The 16,657-nt window shown below is 59.8% G+C and carries 15 protein-coding genes; 7 read left to right on the top strand and 8 right to left on the bottom strand.

What is annotated here, in order from left to right; translation table 11 throughout:
* Nucleotides 1-11 precede the first annotated feature (11 nt).
* The gene (gene tyrR, locus ACP39K_RS01900) at nucleotides 12-1,583 is read left to right on the top strand and encodes a transcriptional regulator TyrR (RefSeq protein ID WP_033634193.1); all 1,572 of its coding nucleotides are present in this window, start codon (nucleotides 12-14) and stop codon (nucleotides 1,581-1,583) included.
* 57 nt (nucleotides 1,584-1,640) lie between these two features.
* Here tyrR and tpx read toward each other — a convergent pair whose 3' ends face one another.
* On the bottom strand, nucleotides 1,641-2,144 hold the full coding sequence (tpx, locus tag ACP39K_RS01895) for a thiol peroxidase (RefSeq protein WP_016927561.1): 504 nt from the start codon (nucleotides 2,142-2,144) through the stop codon (nucleotides 1,641-1,643).
* 225 nt (nucleotides 2,145-2,369) lie between these two features.
* On the opposite strand from tpx, the gene ycjG reads away from it, so the two are divergent.
* Complete coding sequence (gene ycjG / locus ACP39K_RS01890; protein WP_033640164.1) at nucleotides 2,370-3,344, top strand: L-Ala-D/L-Glu epimerase; 975 nt, start codon at nucleotides 2,370-2,372, stop codon at nucleotides 3,342-3,344.
* A 3-nt stretch (nucleotides 3,345-3,347) separates the two neighbouring features.
* Here ycjG and mpaA read toward each other — a convergent pair whose 3' ends face one another.
* On the bottom strand, nucleotides 3,348-4,055 hold the full coding sequence (mpaA, locus tag ACP39K_RS01885) for a murein tripeptide amidase MpaA (protein ID WP_028128339.1): 708 nt from the start codon (nucleotides 4,053-4,055) through the stop codon (nucleotides 3,348-3,350).
* Between the two features lie 206 nt (nucleotides 4,056-4,261).
* On the opposite strand from mpaA, the gene ACP39K_RS01880 reads away from it, so the two are divergent.
* The gene (locus tag ACP39K_RS01880) at nucleotides 4,262-4,612 is read left to right on the top strand and encodes a hypothetical protein (RefSeq protein ID WP_015378006.1); all 351 of its coding nucleotides are present in this window, start codon (nucleotides 4,262-4,264) and stop codon (nucleotides 4,610-4,612) included.
* A 157-nt stretch (nucleotides 4,613-4,769) separates the two neighbouring features.
* Entirely contained in the window at nucleotides 4,770-6,404 is a 1,635-nt protein-coding gene (locus tag ACP39K_RS01875; RefSeq protein WP_033640165.1) for a peptide ABC transporter substrate-binding protein, read from the top strand.
* Nucleotides 6,405-6,563: 159 nt separating this feature from the next.
* Here the strand turns inward: ACP39K_RS01875 and ACP39K_RS01870 are convergent, their stop codons facing one another.
* The 3 genes from ACP39K_RS01870 to ACP39K_RS01860 form a co-directional block, all read right to left on the bottom strand.
* Nucleotides 6,564-6,812: a hypothetical protein gene (locus ACP39K_RS01870; RefSeq protein ID WP_004930507.1), complete on the bottom strand. Its 249-nt coding sequence runs from the start codon at nucleotides 6,810-6,812 to the stop codon at nucleotides 6,564-6,566.
* A 194-nt stretch (nucleotides 6,813-7,006) separates the two neighbouring features.
* Nucleotides 7,007-8,098, bottom strand: a complete 1,092-nt coding sequence (locus ACP39K_RS01865) for an alpha/beta hydrolase family protein (RefSeq protein ID WP_147827280.1) — start codon at nucleotides 8,096-8,098, stop codon at nucleotides 7,007-7,009.
* Nucleotides 8,050-8,748 (bottom strand): hypothetical protein, encoded by a 699-nt coding sequence (locus ACP39K_RS01860; protein ID WP_497008266.1) that lies wholly within the window; start codon nucleotides 8,746-8,748, stop codon nucleotides 8,050-8,052. The genes ACP39K_RS01865 and ACP39K_RS01860 overlap by 49 nt, the downstream gene beginning before the upstream one ends.
* Nucleotides 8,749-8,903: 155 nt before the next feature.
* On the opposite strand from ACP39K_RS01860, the gene zntB reads away from it, so the two are divergent.
* Nucleotides 8,904-9,887, top strand: a complete 984-nt coding sequence (gene zntB, locus ACP39K_RS01855) for a zinc transporter ZntB (protein WP_016927567.1) — start codon at nucleotides 8,904-8,906, stop codon at nucleotides 9,885-9,887.
* A 218-nt stretch (nucleotides 9,888-10,105) separates the two neighbouring features.
* On the opposite strand, the gene ACP39K_RS01850 is transcribed toward zntB, so the two are convergent.
* The 3 genes from ACP39K_RS01850 to nifJ form a co-directional block, all read right to left on the bottom strand.
* Complete coding sequence (locus ACP39K_RS01850) at nucleotides 10,106-10,504, bottom strand: VOC family protein (RefSeq protein WP_004930496.1); 399 nt, start codon at nucleotides 10,502-10,504, stop codon at nucleotides 10,106-10,108.
* Between the two features lie 146 nt (nucleotides 10,505-10,650).
* The gene (ttcA, locus tag ACP39K_RS01845) at nucleotides 10,651-11,589 is read right to left on the bottom strand and encodes a tRNA 2-thiocytidine(32) synthetase TtcA (protein WP_004930494.1); all 939 of its coding nucleotides are present in this window, start codon (nucleotides 11,587-11,589) and stop codon (nucleotides 10,651-10,653) included.
* Between the two features lie 232 nt (nucleotides 11,590-11,821).
* Complete coding sequence (gene nifJ, locus ACP39K_RS01840) at nucleotides 11,822-15,355, bottom strand: pyruvate:ferredoxin (flavodoxin) oxidoreductase (RefSeq protein ID WP_261267360.1); 3,534 nt, start codon at nucleotides 15,353-15,355, stop codon at nucleotides 11,822-11,824.
* Between the two features lie 237 nt (nucleotides 15,356-15,592).
* Here nifJ and ssmE point away from each other — a divergent pair, with 237 nt between their 5' ends.
* Both ssmE and ACP39K_RS01830 read left to right on the top strand, forming a co-directional pair.
* Nucleotides 15,593-15,925 carry a multidrug efflux SMR transporter SsmE gene (gene ssmE, locus ACP39K_RS01835; protein ID WP_497008265.1) on the top strand — a complete coding sequence of 111 codons (333 nt, stop codon included), beginning with the start codon at nucleotides 15,593-15,595 and terminating at the stop codon, nucleotides 15,923-15,925.
* Nucleotides 15,926-16,402: 477 nt separating this feature from the next.
* Nucleotides 16,403-16,657, top strand: coding sequence for a DUF333 domain-containing protein (locus tag ACP39K_RS01830; RefSeq protein WP_016927569.1), 255 nt, complete (start codon nucleotides 16,403-16,405; stop codon nucleotides 16,655-16,657).

Genomic DNA, 16,657 nt, shown 5'->3' with positions numbered 1-16,657 from the left:
GGCCAACACTGATGCGTTTGGAAGTATTTTGCGAAGACCGCCTCGGTCTCACTCGAGAATTACTCGATCTTTTGGTATCGCGCAGCATTGACTTACGTGGCATCGAAATCGATCCCATCGGCCGCATTTACCTCAATTTCTCCCAGCTGGATTTCGATACTTTCCGCGCGTTGATGGCGGAGATCCGCCGCATCGCCGGCGTAACCGACGTGCGCACCGTCAGCTTTATGCCTTCCGAACGCGAGCATCGCGCGCTGCGTGCGCTGCTGGAGTCGATGCCGGAACCGGTGTTCTCGATCGACATGAAAGGCAAGGTCGAGCTGGCCAACCCGGCGGCGCAGGCGCTGTTCAGCCTGAGCGAAGACAAGATCCGCAACCAGACCGCCGGGGCGCTGATCGGCGGCTATAACTTCAGCCGTTGGCTGGAGAGCGAGCATACGGCGCCGCACGCCGAGCGGGTGGTGATCCGCAGCCAGGACTTCCTGATGGACATCACGCCGATTTATCTGGAAGACCAACAGCAGCAGCCGGCCGCGGTTGGCGCGGTGGTGATGCTGAAGTCCACCGCGCGCATGGGCCGCCAACTGCAAAATCTGTCGGTGAACGACGATACCGAATTCGACCACATCGTCGCGGTGAGCGCCAAGATGCGTCATGTGCTGGAGCAGGCGCGCAAGCTGGCGATGCTCGATGCGCCGCTGCTGATCGTCGGCGATACCGGCACCGGCAAGGATATTCTGGCCCGCGCCTGCCATTTACGCAGCCCGCGCGGCAAACAGCCGTTCCTGGCGCTGAACTGCGCCGCGCTGCCGGATGACGTGGTGGAGAGCGAGCTGTTCGGCCATGCGCCGGGCGCTTATCCCAACGCACTGGAAGGCAAGAAAGGCTTCTTCGAGCAGGCCAACGGCGGTTCGGTGCTGCTGGATGAGATCGGCGAAATGTCGCCGCGCATGCAGACCAAACTGCTGCGTTTCCTCAACGACGGCACGTTCCGTCGCGTCGGTGAGGAGCATGAGGTGCACGTCGACGTGCGCGTGATCTGCGCCACCCAGAAAAACCTCACCGAGCTGGTGCAGCGCGGCGAATTCCGCGAAGACCTCTATTATCGCCTCAACGTGCTGACCATCACCATCCCGCCGCTGCGCGAACGTCCGCAGGACATCATGCCGCTGACCGAACTGTTCGTGGCGCGCTTCGCCGATGAACAGGGCGTAGCGCGGCCCAAGCTGGCGAGCGATCTGGGCGGCTTCCTCAGCAAATACGGCTGGCCGGGCAACGTGCGTCAGCTGAAAAACGCCATCTACCGCGCGCTGACGCAAACCGAAGGCTACGAGCTGCGGCCGCAGGACATCGTGTTGCCGGAGTTCGAGGTGGAGATGTCGTTGGGCGACGAGGTGCTGGACGGCTCGCTGGACGACATCAGCAAGCGTTTCGAGCGCTCGGTGCTGACGCGCCTGTATCGCACCTATCCCAGCACCCGCAAGCTGGCGAAGCGACTGGGCGTTTCCCATACCGCCATCGCCAACAAGCTGCGCGAGTATGGCCTGAGCAGCCGTAAAGGCGGCGCCGAGGGCGAAGAATAAGAAAGGCGCCTTGCGGCGCCTTTAGCGTGTTTCCAAAGCCGGCGTTCGCCGGCTTTGTTATTTCAGCGCAGCCAGCGCCGCGTCGTAGTCCGGCTCGGTGGTGATTTCGTTCACCAGCTCGCTGTACAGTACGTTGTCCTGGCCATCCAGCACCACGACCGCGCGTGCGGTCAGGCCCGCCAATGGGCCTTCGGTGATTTCGACGCCGTACGCCTGCTTGAACTCGGCGCCGCGCAGGGTGGACAGGGTAACCACGTTGCTCAGGCCTTCCGCGCCGCAGAAACGAGACTGCGCGAACGGGAGGTCGGCGGAGATGCACAGCACCACGGTGTTATCCAGGCCGCTGGCCAGCTGGTTGAATTTACGCACCGACGTCGCGCAGACGCCGGTATCGATGCTTGGGAAGATGTTCAGGACTTTGCGTTTACCCGCGAAGCTGCTCAGCGCCACGTCTGACAGGTCTTTGGCAACCAGCGAGAAGGCCTTGGCCTGTTCGCCCTGCTGTGGCAGCTTGCCCGCTACGCCGACCGGATTGCCTTGAAAATGTACTGTCTGAGTCATTGCTAGATTCCTTTTACAGGTGTTTATACAAAGGGTATGAACCTGATGAAACGGCGCGCCGACAACGGCAGTTAACATCAGGTTCACACCCTGGCGCCAGTTTATGACAACCGGGACGGATTGGATATCAAAGTTTGCTAAATAGTTGTATATATTAGACTGTTCTATAAAACATCACCGGCGCATCAGCCTGGCTGAATGCGCAGTTTTCGCTCAGGAGCCGTTATGAGAGACATGCGTTTTTACCCGGAAGCCTGGCCGCTGCATACCGCCTTCGTGATTGCGCGCGGCAGCCGCACCGAAGCCCGGGTGGTGGTGGTCGAAATCGAACAGCAGGGCGTGCGCGGCACCGGTGAATGCACGCCGTATCCGCGTTACGGCGAGAGCGAGGAATCGGTGATGGCGCAGCTGGCAGAGATGGCGCCGGCGATCGCGCGGGGCATCACCCGCGAGCAGCTGCTGACGCAGATGCCGGCGGGCGCGGCCCGCAACGCGCTGGATTCGGCGCTGTGGGATCTGGAGTGCAGGCTGCACGGGCAGAGCCTGTGGCAGCGCAGCGGCGTGACGGCGCCGGCGCAGATCCGCATGGCGCAGACCGTCAGCATTGGCACGCCGGAAGCGATGGCCTTCGCCGCGCGCGAGCTGGAGCGGCAGGGCGCCACACTGCTGAAAATCAAACTCGACGATCACTATATCAGCGAGCGGCTGGTGGCGATCCGCGCCGCGGTGCCGCAGACGACGCTGATCGTCGACGCCAATGAGTCCTGGCAGGCGGAAGGGCTTGCGGCGCGCTGCCAGCTGCTGGCCGATCTCGGCGTGGCGATGCTGGAGCAACCGTTGCCGGCCGGTGACGACGCCGCGTTGGAGCACTTTATTCATCCGCTGCCGATCTGCGCCGATGAAAGCTGCCACACCCGCGCCGATCTGCCGCAGTTGGCGCAGCGCTATCAGATGGTCAACATCAAATTGGACAAAACCGGCGGCTTGACCGAGGCGTTGGCGCTGGCGCAGGCCGCGCGCGAACAAGGGTTCGCCATCATGCTTGGCTGCATGTTGTGTACGTCGCGGGCGATATCCGCTGCCTTGCCGCTGGCGCCGGCGGCGCGCTTCGTCGATCTGGACGGCCCTACCTGGCTGGCGCGGGACGCCGAACCGGGCCTGGCGTTCGAATGTGGGGCGATCGTCGATATCGCCCCGTAGGGATTAATTCGGGTAGGTCAACAGCTCGGTCATCGCGTCGATGTAACGCTCGCTGGCGGCATCGGCGGAGATCGGCGGGAATTCGGCGGTGATGCACGGCAGCGACAGATCCGCGCACCAGCTGCCGAACGAGCCGGGCGTTTCATAACCGACGCTGGTCACCAGCGGCAGCTCGAACTTGTGCGACAGCCAAACGCCGAGCCGCGAACTGGCGGGATCTTCGATGCAGGCCAGCGGCTCGTGGAACGACACCACCCAGTGCGGCTTCAGGCGATGGATCAGGTGACACAGCGCCTGGGTTTCCGGTTCGGAACCGGGGCGCCCGCCGGTGGAGAGCTTGACGTCGCGCACCGGCGCCGCGCTGTTCCAACGGTAGACGGTGTCGCCGGAACGCCAGTTGGCGGCCGGGAAGTTGCGGTTCAGATCGACGCCGTTGGCATTGGCGCGCAGCCCCAGCTGGCAGCCGTCGGGGTTGACCGCCAGCACCACGTGATGGCGCAACTGCTCGGGGGCGATGCTGCGCAGCGCGCAGGACAGGGTCACGATGGCGGCGCTCTCATCGCCGTGGGTGCCGGCGATGATCAGCCCGGTCTGCGGGCCGCCGTTCGCCGCCGGGAAATAGAGCAGCGGCGCGCCCAGCAGCGAGCTGCCGTAGTTCTCTCCTGCGATGGCCAACTGGCCACGTTCACTGCGTGGTCGATGTTCGGTCATGGTGTTGTCCCTGGATGAAAGGTCGAGAGTCATTGTCATTTTATTCAGTGTATTACGCTTTGAGACATCTTTCCCATCGCAATTGTGCGGCGTTTGCGCGATCTGTGAGGCCGCTGCGGTGAAAACGCCAATTAAACCGCACCTGGCCTGACGCTATTGTTATACTAACGGCAGTGCTAAGCCAATCACCCGCAAGAGGATTTAACATGCCAGTAGCCAGAATCATCGCCAGCTATAGCGAAAATGAAAATGACACCATCACGCTGCTGTGCGGCGTGGACGCTGAAAACCAGATCCGCCAGGGGGAATGGTTCGGCGTGGTGAAAAACGACGACGGGCGCGGTGACGAATCGAACTATCCGTTCACCCTGCATATCGATTATCAGAAAGATGCCTTCTACCTCGACTACGGTTATGACGACGCCGACGCGCGCCAGCTGCAAAAAACCGATATCTCGGCACGTCCGCTGGCTGAGAAAGGCTTTTTCACCGTGTTCGATGAAGAAGAGGGCGAAGAGTTCAGCTACCGCATCAACAGCATCCACCTGTACGACTGACGGTCGCCGCTGCAAACACCGCCCGTGCCGCCCTGCGCCGCACGGGTTTTTTATCGCCTGAATCGCACTTTTTGCAACTTCTCGACCGCGGGCTCTAGGCCGGATGGATCTTGTGCTATATGATAAAAAATTCAGATGGTTAACGGGGGAAATCATAATGACGGGAAGAAGAATGCAACGGGGTTTTCGTTTGGCGCTTTGCGCGGCGGCGATCGGCGCCTGTATGAGCAGCGCTATGGCGGCGCAGGTTCCCCCGGGCACCGCGTTGGCGGCCAAACAGGAAATCGTGCGCCACATTAAAGACGAACCGGCCTCGCTCGATCCGATCAAAGCGGTAGGCTTGCCGGAGGCTCAGCTGGCGCGCGATCTGTTCGAAGGGCTGGTCAATCAGGACGCCAGCGGTAAAGTGATCCCCGGCGTCGCCACGCGTTGGCAGACCAGCGACAACCAGACTTATATCTTCCATCTGCGCAAAGACGCGCGGTGGTCAAACGGTGACCCTGTCACGGCTAAGGATTTCGTTTACAGCTGGCAGCGGCTGGTAGAGCCGAAAAACCTGTCGCCGTTCGCCTGGTTCGCGCAGCTGGCGGGGATCCAGAACGCCGAGCAGATCATCAGCGGCAAATTGCCGGCCGATCGTTTAGGCGTGTCGGCGCCGGACGACTACACGCTTAAAGTGCAGCTGGACAAACCGGTGCCGTACTTCGTCAGCCTGACGGCCAACTTCAGCCTGTTCCCGGTCAATAAGACGGTGGTGGAAAAATACGGCAATGATTGGACCAAGGTCGGCAATCTGGTGGGCAACGGCGCGTTCAAACTGCAGGAGCGGGTGGTGAACGAGAAGCTGGTGCTGACGCCTAACGACCATTACTGGGATCATGCGCGTACCGTGCTGACTAAAGTGACCTTCGTGCCGATCAACCAGGAATCCAACGCCACCAAGCGTTACCTGGCGGGTGACATCGACATCACCGAATCCTTCCCGAAAAACATGTATCAGAAGCTGCTGAAAGACATTCCGGGGCAGGTGTACACGCCGGATCAGCTCGGCACCTATTACTACGCGTTTAACACCCAGCGCGCGCCAACCAACGACGTGCGGGTGCGCCAGGCTTTGTCCTACGCCATCGATCGCAAGATTATCGCGGAAAAAGTGCTGGGCACCGGCGAAAAACCGGCCTATCACTTCACGCCGGATGTGACCGCCGGGTTCAAACCGGAAGCGAGCTTGCTGCAACAGCAATCCCAGGCGGAGTTGGATGCACAGGCCAAGGCGTTGCTGCAGGCGGCCGGTTACGGCCCGAACAACCCGCTGAAGCTGACGCTGCTGTATAACACCTCGGAAAGCCACCAGAAGATCGCCATCGCCGTGGCCTCGATGTGGAAGAAAAAGCTCGGTATTGACGTCAAGCTGCAGAATCAGGAGTGGAAAACCTATATCGACAGCCGCAACACCGGCAATTTCGATGTGATCCGCGCCTCCTGGGTGGGTGACTATAACGAGGCGTCGACCTTCCTGTCGCTGCTGACCTCCACCCACAGCGGCAACATCGCCAAGTTCAAGAACGCGGACTACGACAAGCTGCTGGCGCAGGCGGGGCGGGAAACCAATCCGGCGGCGGTGACCGCCGATTACAACAAAATGGAACAGATCATTGCCGATCAGGCGCCGATCGCGCCGATTTACCAATACACCAACGGCCGCCTGATCAAACCGTGGGTAAAAGGCTACCCGATCACCAATCCGGAAGACGTGGCCTATAGTCAAACGATGTATATCATCAAACACTGAGTCGATTTATTGATCGCCCCCGTCTAATGCGGGGGCTTTATTTTCTCGACGCTGCAACAACGAAGGTAATTAATTTTTCCACGCGATAAACCCCGTTTAATAATAAACAGGGTTGCCATCATCACATTATTGTTTCGCTATTTCAGCGAGTGGTTACGCTTATAGACAGTCCCGCATGGCATCCACCACCACACGGCCACTCATGTCGGTTTGGGTGATGCGGTAGCTGGTGGGGTAAGAGCGACGAGTGCTGAAACGATCGTGGACGGAGACCTTGCCAATCTGCAGGCCGGCGGCGTTTTTCACCACGAACTCACTGATCTCTTCCTGGCCCTGGTTTTGCAAATGGATATTGCTGATTTTTTCCAGCGTATCGCTGGCGTTTATTTTTAAATGGTCGCGTAACATAACTACCTCCTCGTAGTGAGAAAAGTATATGCCCCTAAAATTTGCGCTGAAACAGCTTTGTGTTGATTTATTATTATCATTTTGAATTAAAATTGATAGCAATATGTTAAGTCATAATAATAACGCTATTGCCAGCGCTTTATCGGCGATATTGTCCGATTTATCGGCAAGGGTTTATTTCATTGCCGTTATTATTAGTCTGCATTAATGGGGAAAAGCGCCTGCCTGGCCGTCGGGGCGGGAAAGACGCAGGCGACATTGTGCCCGCAGCCGGGAACGATCGTTAACCGATGCGGCTTCTGGGGCGCCAGGTAACGCCGATCGTAGTCGGCGTAGGCCAGGGCGCGCTGCAATCGATAGGGGCCCTGCAGCTGGGCGGCGCAGGATTTGTCGAGTATCCGATAGTAGGCGCCCGGCGCGGTGCCGGTATCATCGGCGGCGGCCAGATAGGTGATATCGGCCGCAGCATAGCGCCGGCGAGCCGCGTCTGCGGCGCGCTGCAGGTGAGCGGGAAGCGCTTCCAGACCGAATTTCCAGCGATTGGCCTGCGGACAGCGGCCGGCGTCCAGCGTTTGCCAGCGGAAGCGGCAGGTTTTCTCACTGCCGCAGCTTCCCCAGCTTGTGGGCAGAGGGCGCAGGCGATCAAAATAGAGCCAGCTGCCGGGATCGGCCACCACATAGCGCAGACGCACTCCGCTTGGCGGTTGAGCAAAGCCGACATAATGTTGCACGAACTGGGCGCCGGCGGAAAAACCGGCCACGGTTATCGACTGCAGCGACGGCCAACGCCGTTTCAGATCGGCCAGCAGGTTATCCATGGCGTTGAACGAGCCGGTTTTCCCGCCATTATCCAAACCGCCTGCGATCCACGAGCCGCAGCGCCAGAGAGCGTCACCGTCTTGCGGCTGGGGCAGACCGGCGGAATGGCAGTGGACGGCGAGTTTTACCGGCACCTGGAACAGCGGGGCGACCAGCAAGCCGTTGTCTCCCGCTCCCTGCGCGGCATCGATCGCCGCTTGCAACGTCTTGGCGGCGTCGCGTGGATGCCCGTGCATCACCACCAGCGCGGTACGCGGCTGGGGGTGGTGCTCATGGGCGACATAGTAAGAAAAATCGCCCGCCGCCGTCGCTACGCGAAACGGAACGGCGATGCGCTCCAGCGTCGGCTGCGCATAGACCGTTTGCCCGGCGAACAGCAGCGTCGCTATCGCGCGGCGAAACAAGCGGCGCATCCCCATCAGGTACGGCACAGAACATCGCGCATTTGTCTTAGGAGTTCCCGACATCGTTGTTCCTCACGCGCCTGTTGATAGTAATGATAAAAGGCGCTTTCCGAGCTGAGATTGCCCGCCAGCATCAACTGTCTGAAAATCATGAATACCAGGCTAAGCATAGTGATAGTAAACAATAAGCCGAGGAACAGCAGTTGCCAGCCGTCGCCGATGCTCGCGCCGGGCAGATAGGTGATCGACGTGGTGGTGATTTCTACCCCACGCAGCCCCCATTGCGCCAGTGCCAGCAATAGCACCAGCAGCATGACGAACAGCAGGTACAGCAAGAAATAACGGCCGGAAAGCAAAAAACGTTTGAACTTGCTATCGGCGTTTGGCCGCAAAACGAAGCCTGCGGACGTGGCGCGCAGGATTTGCTGGCGGCCACCGGTGAAGCGATAACGTTCCAGCGCCGCTACGCTATCCGGCAATGCCAGCAGCAGCTGCAGCGCAGCAAGGCCGGCGCTGCGGTTGCCGATATAGTCGCGAAACCGCAACAGACGTATGGGGGCGCTTTGGGGTTTCTCGACAGACTCGAGCAGTTTGAGCAGCTTATCGTGTTTTTCCCGCCGAATGCGAAAAGGGGTTTTGACCACGGCGATAAACAGCGTAATGACGGTCGGTAAGACGACTTTCAAGATATCTGCGGTGCTGATTGGTAACATGCGAGTCTCCTCTCGGGCTGTCTGGCGTTCCTTGCGGCAGAAGTATAGAACACGTTTATGGGACAACGAGAAAACTGGCGTTACAGCTTGGCCTTTGATCTCCAAGACGTTAACGCTAGACTCAGCAACATAAGCAAGACTGAGGGGATAAATGAATGGATGTGATTGAGGGGAGCGAGCTGCAGGTCGCCGATGCGGTTTACGCCTACCAGCTCGACGGCAAGGGGGGCGTCACGCCGATCGAACAGGATGACAAGATCACCTGCGACGCGCCGTGCTGGCTGCATCTTGATTACGCGCACCCGGCCAGCGCTGAATGGCTGAGTACCACGCCGCTGCTGCCGGACTCGGTGCGCGAAGCGCTCTCCGGCGAAAGCTCACGGCCGCGCGTCAGCCGCCAGGGCGAAGGCACCATGATCACCCTGCGCAGCATCAACTTTAACGCTAATTCCCGGCCGGATCAGCTGGTCACCATCCGCGTATATATCACCGACAAGCTGATTATCTCCACACGGCACCGCAAAGTGTATTCCATCGATCAGGTGGTCAACGATTTGCAAAGCGGCGCTGGGCCGACCAACAGCGGCAGCTGGCTGGTGGAAATTTCCGATGCGTTGACCGATCACACCAGCGAATTTATCGAGGATCTGCACGACAAGATTATCGATCTGGAGGACGCCTTGCTGGAGCAGCAGGTGCCGGAGCGCGGCCAGCTGGCGCTGATCCGTAAACAGCTGATCGTGCTGCGCCGTTACATGGCGCCGCAGCGCGACGTTTTCGCGCGGCTGGCCAGCGACCGCCTGCCGTGGATGAGCGACGACGATCGCCGCCGCATGCAGGATATCGCCGATCGCCTGGGACGGGGATTGGACGATTTGGACGGCAGCATTGCGCGCACCGCCATCTTGTCCGACGAAATCACCACGGTGATGGCCGACGCGATGAACCGCCGCACTTACACCATGTCATTGTTGGCGATGGTATTTCTGCCCACCACTTTCCTGACCGGGCTGTTCGGGGTCAACCTTGGCGGTATTCCGGGTGGCGGTAATCCTTTCGGTTTCGCGGCATTTTGCCTGATGCTGGTCGGATTGGTGCTTGGCGTCGCCTGGTGGTTGAAGCGCAGCCGCTGGCTGTAGGCAAAAATGACGAAAACCCGGTTAACATTGAGCAATATCAACATTTAGCCGGGGGAAATGGGGCATGATCTCTCTCGCAGGTGAATGCAACGTCAAGCGATGGGCGTTGCGCTCCATAATTGTCTTACTTTCTTATTTTTGAATTACTGCATAGCACATTTGATTCGTACAATGCCGGTTTAATCACCGGCATTTTTTTATTCGGCTTCCTTTCTTCTTCAGGCCGCGCTTTCATCCCAGAAGCTGGCTTCAATCTTGTGTCCATCCAAATCCCGAACAAAGCAGCCGTAGTAAGCCTCGCCGTAATGCGGCCGCGAACCGGGCGCGCCTTCATCGACGGCGCCGGCCAGCAGCGCCTGGCGATGGAATTCATCCACCTGTTGCTTGCTGGTGGCGAAAAAACCGACGTGCGTGCCGTTGCCGGGTGAGGCCGGCCGGCCGTCGATCGGCACCTGTAGCCAAAACTCCGGGTAGTCGCGGCCGTAACCAATGGCGCCGGGATGCTCCAGCACCCGTCGGCAACCCAAAGCGGCCAGCGCACGATCGTAAAAGGCGGCGGCGGCCTCGAAATCGTTGGAGCCCAGCGAGACGTGGGACAGGCAGGGGGTGATATTCATTGCGCGATCTCCATATGACTGTATAAATAAACAGTATAGGGTAAAAACGGCACTGCCCAGCAAATTTTGCGCAAACTGTGAACAGGATCGAGATCGTCGGGAAAGGGAAATGTCGCCGCTCGCAGGATGGCAAGCGGCGAGGGGGATTATTTGATTTCCAGCACGTTCAAACGCTCTGGCGCAGGCGCCGCGTCGTCCGAGTCTTCCGGCTGCCAGCCGACCGGCTGCATCGGGATGTCTTCGCGATCGAAGGCCAAATCGCCGCCGTCCACCACGGCGCTGCCGTGGTGAATGCCTTTGAAATCGAACAGGTTGATATCGCTCAGGTGCGAAGGCACCACGTTCTGCATGGCGCTGAACATGGTTTCCAACCGGCCTGGGTAACGCTTGTCCCAGTCGCGCAGCATGTCGCCGATCACCTGGCGCTGCAAATTAGGCTGCGAGCCGCACAGGTTGCATGGAATGATCGGGAACGCTTTGGCGATCGAGAAACGCTCGATGTCTTTCTCGCGGCAATAGGCCAGCGGGCGGATGACCACGTGTTTGCCGTCGTCGCTCATCAGCTTGGGCGGCATGCCTTTCATCTTGCCGCCGTAGAACATGTTGAGGAACAGCGTCTGCAGAATGTCGTCGCGGTGGTGGCCCAGTGCGATCTTGGTGGCGCCCAGTTCGGTGGCGGTGCGGTACAGAATGCCGCGGCGCAGGCGCGAACACAGTGAACAAGTGGTTTTCCCTTCCGGGATCTTGTCTTTAACGATGCTGTAGGTGTTTTCTTCGACGATCTTGTATTCCACCCCCAGACTTTCCAGATAGGCGGGCAGAATATGCTCCGGGAAGCCGGGCTGTTTCTGATCGAGGTTCACCGCCACCAGCGAGAAGTTGACCGGCGCGCTTTGCTGCAGATTGCGCAGGATCTCCAGCATGGTGTAGCTGTCTTTGCCGCCGGACAGACAGACCATGATGCGGTCGCCTTCTTCAATCATATTGAAATCGGCGATCGCTTCGCCCACGTTGCGGCGCAGGCGCTTTTGCAATTTGTTCAGGTTGTACTGCTCTTTTTGGCTAACGGATTGCTTTTCTGACATTTAAATCGTGCTCATTCTCAATGGGGGGCACTAGGGGCATGGGGTTGTAGACCGCGAGTTTACCATTCAACCGGCCGATTTTGATCATTATTCATCATCCAGCCGCCACGCACCCGACGCGAGGTCTGTATGGTACGGATTGCGCGCAGGAATGCCAGCAGGTTTTGTTGCTGCGATTTACGCCGGCGGTAGTAAAAGAACAGGGCGCGAATTGCTCGCGCCCTGACAGGGGTTACTCAGCGGCGGACTTTTCCGCCTTGCCGGCCAGCAGGCTGAGGAAATCGTATTTCTCCTTCAGCTCTTTCTCGGCGGCCTGATACAGTGCGCTGGCCACCTCCGGCTGCTGCGCGTTCAGGCGTCGGAAACGCTGCTCGTTCAGCAGCGTTTCAGCCAGGCTGCTGTTCGGCGGCCGCGAATCCAGCGCCAATGCGGCCTTGCCCTCGGCGCTGCGGCGCGGATCGAAGCGGTACAGCGGCCAGAAGCCGGTGGCGGTCAGCTGTTTCATCTGATCGTGGCTGAGCGCCAGATCGTAGCCGTGCTCTTCGCACGGGCTGTAGGCGATGATCAGCGACGGCCCCGGATAGGCCTCGGCTTCCTGAATCGCTTTCACCGTCTGGTTAAGCTGCGCCCCCAGCGAGATCTGCGCGACGTAGACATGCCCGTACATCATCATGCTGACGCCCAGATCCTTGCGCGCCTTGCGCTTGCCGTGCTCGCCGAACTTTGTCACCGCGCCCAGCGGCGTGGCTTTCGACTGCTGGCCGCCGGTGTTGGAGTAGCACTGAGTGTCGAGCACCAGCACGTTGACGTTCTCCGTCAGGCTGAGCACATGATCCAAACCGCCGAAGCCGATGTCGTAGGCCCAACCGTCCCCGCCGATCAGCCAGATGGATTTATCCACCAGGTAATCGGCGTCGGCCGCCAGCTGGCGCGCATCTTCACCTTCAATACTCGCCAGCAGCGCGCGCAGTTCGGCGATTTGCTTGCGGCGCGGCTCCGGCGCCACGTCTTCCATCTGCAGGGCATTGACCAACTGCTCCGGCAGCTGCGGCGCCAGCGAGTTCAGCAGGCGCAGCACCCGCGCGCGATGTTGATCGACCGTCAGACGGAAGCCCAGGCCGAATTCGGCGTTGTCTTCGAACAGCGAGTTGGCCCACGCCGGCCCGCGCCCTTCGGCGTTGGTGGTGTAAGGCGTGGTCGGCAGATTGCCGCCGTAGATCGAGGAACAGCCGGTGGCGTTGGCGATCAGCAAACGGTCGCCATAGAGCTGGGTCAGCAGCTTGATGTACGGCGTTTCGCCGCAGCCGGAGCAGGCGCCGGAGTATTCGAACAGCGGCGTGATCAGCTGCGAGGTGCGAATGTCGATGCGCTCCAGCTGCGCCGGATCGATTTCCGGCAGCTGCAGGAAGAAGTCGTAGTTGTCTTTTTCCGCCGTCAGATTATCGAGGCGCGACGCCATGTTGATGGCTTTGATCTCCGGGTTCTGGCGATCTTTCGCCGGGCAGACCTCGACGCACAGGTTACAGCCGGTGCAATCTTCCGGCGCCACTTGCAGTACGTATTTCTGGCCGCGCATATCGCGCGCTTTGACATCCAGCGACTGCAGAGAGGCGGGGGCGTGTTCCATCTCCGCCGGCTGAACCACTTTGGCGCGAATGGCGGAGTGCGGGCAGGCGGCGACGCAGTGGTTGCACTGGGTGCACAGGTCGGGCTGCCAGATCGGGATCGCTTCGGCGATGTTGCGCTTTTCCCACTGGGTGGTGCCCACCGGCCAGGTGCCGTCCGGCGGGAAGGCGGAAACAGGCAGCGCATCACCCAGCCCGGCCAGCATCGCGGCGGTAACGGTTTTGACGAAGTCCGGCGCGGCGTCCGAGACCACCGGCGGGCGCATCGGGCTGCTGTCGTCGACCGGCTGCAGCGGAATTTCAATCAGTGCACCGCGGGTGGCGCCCAGCGCCTGCCAGTTGCGCTCGACGATCTCTTGGCCCTTGCTGCTGTAGCTGCGGGCGATGGCGTCCTGCAGCTGTTGCAGCGCCACGTCGCTCGGCAGGATCTGCGTCAGGTGGAAGAACGCCATCTGCATCACGGTGTTGATGCGCGCGCCGAGCCGGCATTCGCGCGCCAGCTTGGCGGCGTTGATGATATAGAAACGCGCCTGGCGTTGGTGCAACAACGCCTGAACCTCCTGCGGCAGGCGCGACCAGACCTCATCGGCGCCGTAAGGGGTATTGAGCAGGAAGGTACCGCCGGGTTTGAGACGCTCAACCATCTGGTACTTATCGATAAACTGCAGTTGGTGGCAGCCGACGAAATCCGCCTGGCTGACCAGATAGGCCGAATTGATCGGCTGCTCGCTGACGCGCAGATGCGACACCGTCAGGCCGCCGGCCTTTTTGGAGTCGTAGACGAAATAGCCCTGCGCATACAGCGGCGTGGCGTTGCCGATGATTTTGATGTTGTTCTTGGTGGCCGAGACCGAACCGTCGCTGCCCAAACCGTAGAACAGCGCTTCCAGCGAGGCGCGCTGCGGCAGGATTTCGTCGCTCAGCGGCAGTGATAGCCCGGTGACATCATCGAAGATGCCGACGGTAAAGCGCGGGCGCGGCTGCGGCTGGGCCAGCTCACGGAACACCGCCAGCGCACAGTCTGGGCCGAACTCTTTCGACGACAGGCCGTAACGGCCGCCGATCACCCGCGGCAGCGTGGCGCGCTCGCCTCGGCTGTAGGCTTCCGCCAGCGCGGTCATCACGTCCAGATACAGCGGCTCGGCCAGTGCGCCCGGTTCTTTGGTGCGATCGAGCACCGCGACGCTGCGCACGCTGTCCGGCAGCGCGCCGAGCAGGTGTTTGGCGGAGAATGGCCGGAACAGCCGCACTTTCAGCACGCCGACTTTCTCGCCGCGGGTCAGCAGGGTGTCGATCACTTCTTCGCAGGTGCCGGCGGCGGAGCCCATCACCACCACCACGCGTTCGGCCTGCGGGTGGCCGTAATAGTCGAACGGCCGATAGTGGCGGCCGGTGAGGGCGGCGAAGGCTTCCATGGCGTCGATCACGTGTTGGCCGGTGGCGTCATACCACGGGTTGGTGGCTTCGCGCGACTGGAAATAGGTGTCCGGGTTGGCGGAAGTGCCGCGCACCACCGGATGATCCGGCGACAGCGCCCGGCTGCGGTGGGCGTCGATCGCCGCCTGCGGCAGCATTTGCCGCAGCGTATCGTCGCTGAGAGGCACAATCTTGTTGATCTCGTGCGAGGTGCGGAAACCGTCGAAGAAATGGATAAACGGCACGCGCGCGTTGAGGGTGGCGGTCTGTGAGATCAGCGCGAAGTCCTGCGCCTCCTGCACGCTGCCGGCGCACAGCATGGCGCAGCCGGTTTGGCGCACCGCCATCACGTCCGAATGGTCGCCGAAGATGGACAGCGCATGCGTGGCCACGGTGCGCGCGGCGACGTGCAGCACGAACGGCGTCAGCTCGCCGGCCAGTTTGTACAGCGTGGGGATCATCAGCAGCAGACCCTGCGATGAAGTGAACGAGGTCGACAGCGCGCCGGTTTGCAAGGCGCCGTGCACGGTGGCGATCGCGCCGCCTTCCGACTGCATTTCCACCACCCGGGGGATATCGCCCCAGATGTTTTGCCGGCCATCGCCGGACCAGGCGTCCGCCTGCTCCGCCATGGTGGAGCTTGGCGTGATAGGGTAGATGGCAATCACTTCGTTGGTGCGATAGGCCACGGAAGCGACTGCATTATTACCATCTGTAGTTATCATCGGCGTTACCTTTTCATTGCTCACAAAGCCGCGAAAGCGCACTTTCGCAGTAATGGAAAAAAGTCTAACAGAGGGGGCGAACGTGGCTTTATCGTGTTTGTGTGGCGGGTGATAAATCGTCAAAGGCGTATTTCCTCGCCGATTAGGGGCCGGGGCAATAAATTGTTTTCACCGTTTAAAGACAATTTATTTCCGGCGCGTCATAATTGCGCATCGGCAAATTGACAGAAGAAAACCATGAACGCATTTATGTATTTGACGATGGCGATAGTCGCGGAAGTGATCGCCACCACCATGTTGAAAGCCTCTGAGGGCTTTACCCGCCTGTGGCCGTCGCTGCTGGTGGTGCTGGGCTATGGCGTGGCGTTTTGGGGGCTGTCGATGGTGGTCAAAAGCATGCCGCTGGGCATCGTGTATGCGATTTGGTCGGGCATGGGCATCGTGCTGGTGTCGGTCGCCGCAGTGTTCATTTATCAGCAAAAATTGGATTGGCCGGCGATCGTCGGCATGGGATTAATTATTGCCGGCGTGCTGGTGATTAATTTACTGTCGAAAGCCTCGGTGCACTGAGTGTTATTTTAATGTAAAAAAAGGCCGGCGTGACAGCAAGTCGCGCCGGTTGAAGAATTCAGTCATCATTCACTGAAAATAGTGGAATGCTAATTACTTAGCGCCGCCAGCATAGACGCAAATATCGTTCTCTCCGGTAGCAAAAAATGCGCCGCCGCAATGAAAGCACGCGAAGATAATTAATACCAATGTCGCGGGAAAAACTTCCTCGATGGCAGCGGTGACGTTATCACTTTTTGCGTGCGGCCAGCGCCTGGCAGCGAGTGGCGCCGTCACGGAAATATTCTGCAAACAAAATAAATGTCCGGCCGGCGCAAAAAAACGACAAATAATGGCTGGAATATATTTTCATTATTTATATATCGAGCTAGATTAAACAAGTTTGCATCAAAGATAGCGAAACGTGTCCGCCAAGTGACGCGCGTTATCAGCAATGGCGATTTTACACAGCGCAGTTCCGGGTTCAGGAGTGGGATAATGACGACATCAAAATGGCTGCTTGCCAGCGCCGTGCTGCTTTTAGCCGCCTGCAGCAGCAATAACGAAGAGCCAGTACAGCAGGGCAACAGTGCCAGAATCAATACGTTGCAGACCAGCACCGGTTGCGCGGCGGTCGGTGGCGTTACCACCATCGCGCACAATTTGAATGGTGAAGCGCTGCGCATGTGCCAGATGCCGAACGGCAAGCAGTGCGAAGAGCGCACGCTGGCCCTGGGCAGCTGCGCCGGGTAA

The organism is Serratia sp. EC4 (genome assembly GCF_059652115.1).
Note: the sequence above shows the minus strand (reverse complement) of the source record. Positions and strands in the feature narration are given on the sequence as shown.

Excerpts from the sequence above, each read along its gene's own strand:
- ACP39K_RS01850 (WP_004930496.1), bottom strand. The coding sequence starts at position 10,504 with ATGAATATCACCCCCTGCCTGTCCCACGTCTCGCTGGGCTCCAACGAT.
- ACP39K_RS01870 (WP_004930507.1), bottom strand. The coding sequence starts at position 6,812 with ATGTTACGCGACCATTTAAAAATAAACGCCAGCGATACGCTGGAAAAA.
- nifJ (WP_261267360.1), bottom strand. The coding sequence starts at position 15,355 with ATGATAACTACAGATGGTAATAATGCAGTCGCTTCCGTGGCCTATCGC.
- ycjG (WP_033640164.1), top strand. The coding sequence starts at position 2,370 with ATGAGAGACATGCGTTTTTACCCGGAAGCCTGGCCGCTGCATACCGCC.
- ACP39K_RS01865 (WP_147827280.1), bottom strand. The coding sequence starts at position 8,098 with ATGTCGGGAACTCCTAAGACAAATGCGCGATGTTCTGTGCCGTACCTG.
- ACP39K_RS01860 (WP_497008266.1), bottom strand. The coding sequence starts at position 8,748 with ATGTTACCAATCAGCACCGCAGATATCTTGAAAGTCGTCTTACCGACC.
- ssmE (WP_497008265.1), top strand. The coding sequence starts at position 15,593 with ATGAACGCATTTATGTATTTGACGATGGCGATAGTCGCGGAAGTGATC.
- ACP39K_RS01830 (WP_016927569.1), top strand. The coding sequence starts at position 16,403 with ATGACGACATCAAAATGGCTGCTTGCCAGCGCCGTGCTGCTTTTAGCC.
- zntB (WP_016927567.1), top strand. The coding sequence starts at position 8,904 with ATGGATGTGATTGAGGGGAGCGAGCTGCAGGTCGCCGATGCGGTTTAC.
- tyrR (WP_033634193.1), top strand. The coding sequence starts at position 12 with ATGCGTTTGGAAGTATTTTGCGAAGACCGCCTCGGTCTCACTCGAGAA.
- mpaA (WP_028128339.1), bottom strand. The coding sequence starts at position 4,055 with ATGACCGAACATCGACCACGCAGTGAACGTGGCCAGTTGGCCATCGCA.
- ACP39K_RS01875 (WP_033640165.1), top strand. The coding sequence starts at position 4,770 with ATGACGGGAAGAAGAATGCAACGGGGTTTTCGTTTGGCGCTTTGCGCG.
- ttcA (WP_004930494.1), bottom strand. The coding sequence starts at position 11,589 with ATGTCAGAAAAGCAATCCGTTAGCCAAAAAGAGCAGTACAACCTGAAC.
- ACP39K_RS01880 (WP_015378006.1), top strand. The coding sequence starts at position 4,262 with ATGCCAGTAGCCAGAATCATCGCCAGCTATAGCGAAAATGAAAATGAC.
- tpx (WP_016927561.1), bottom strand. The coding sequence starts at position 2,144 with ATGACTCAGACAGTACATTTTCAAGGCAATCCGGTCGGCGTAGCGGGC.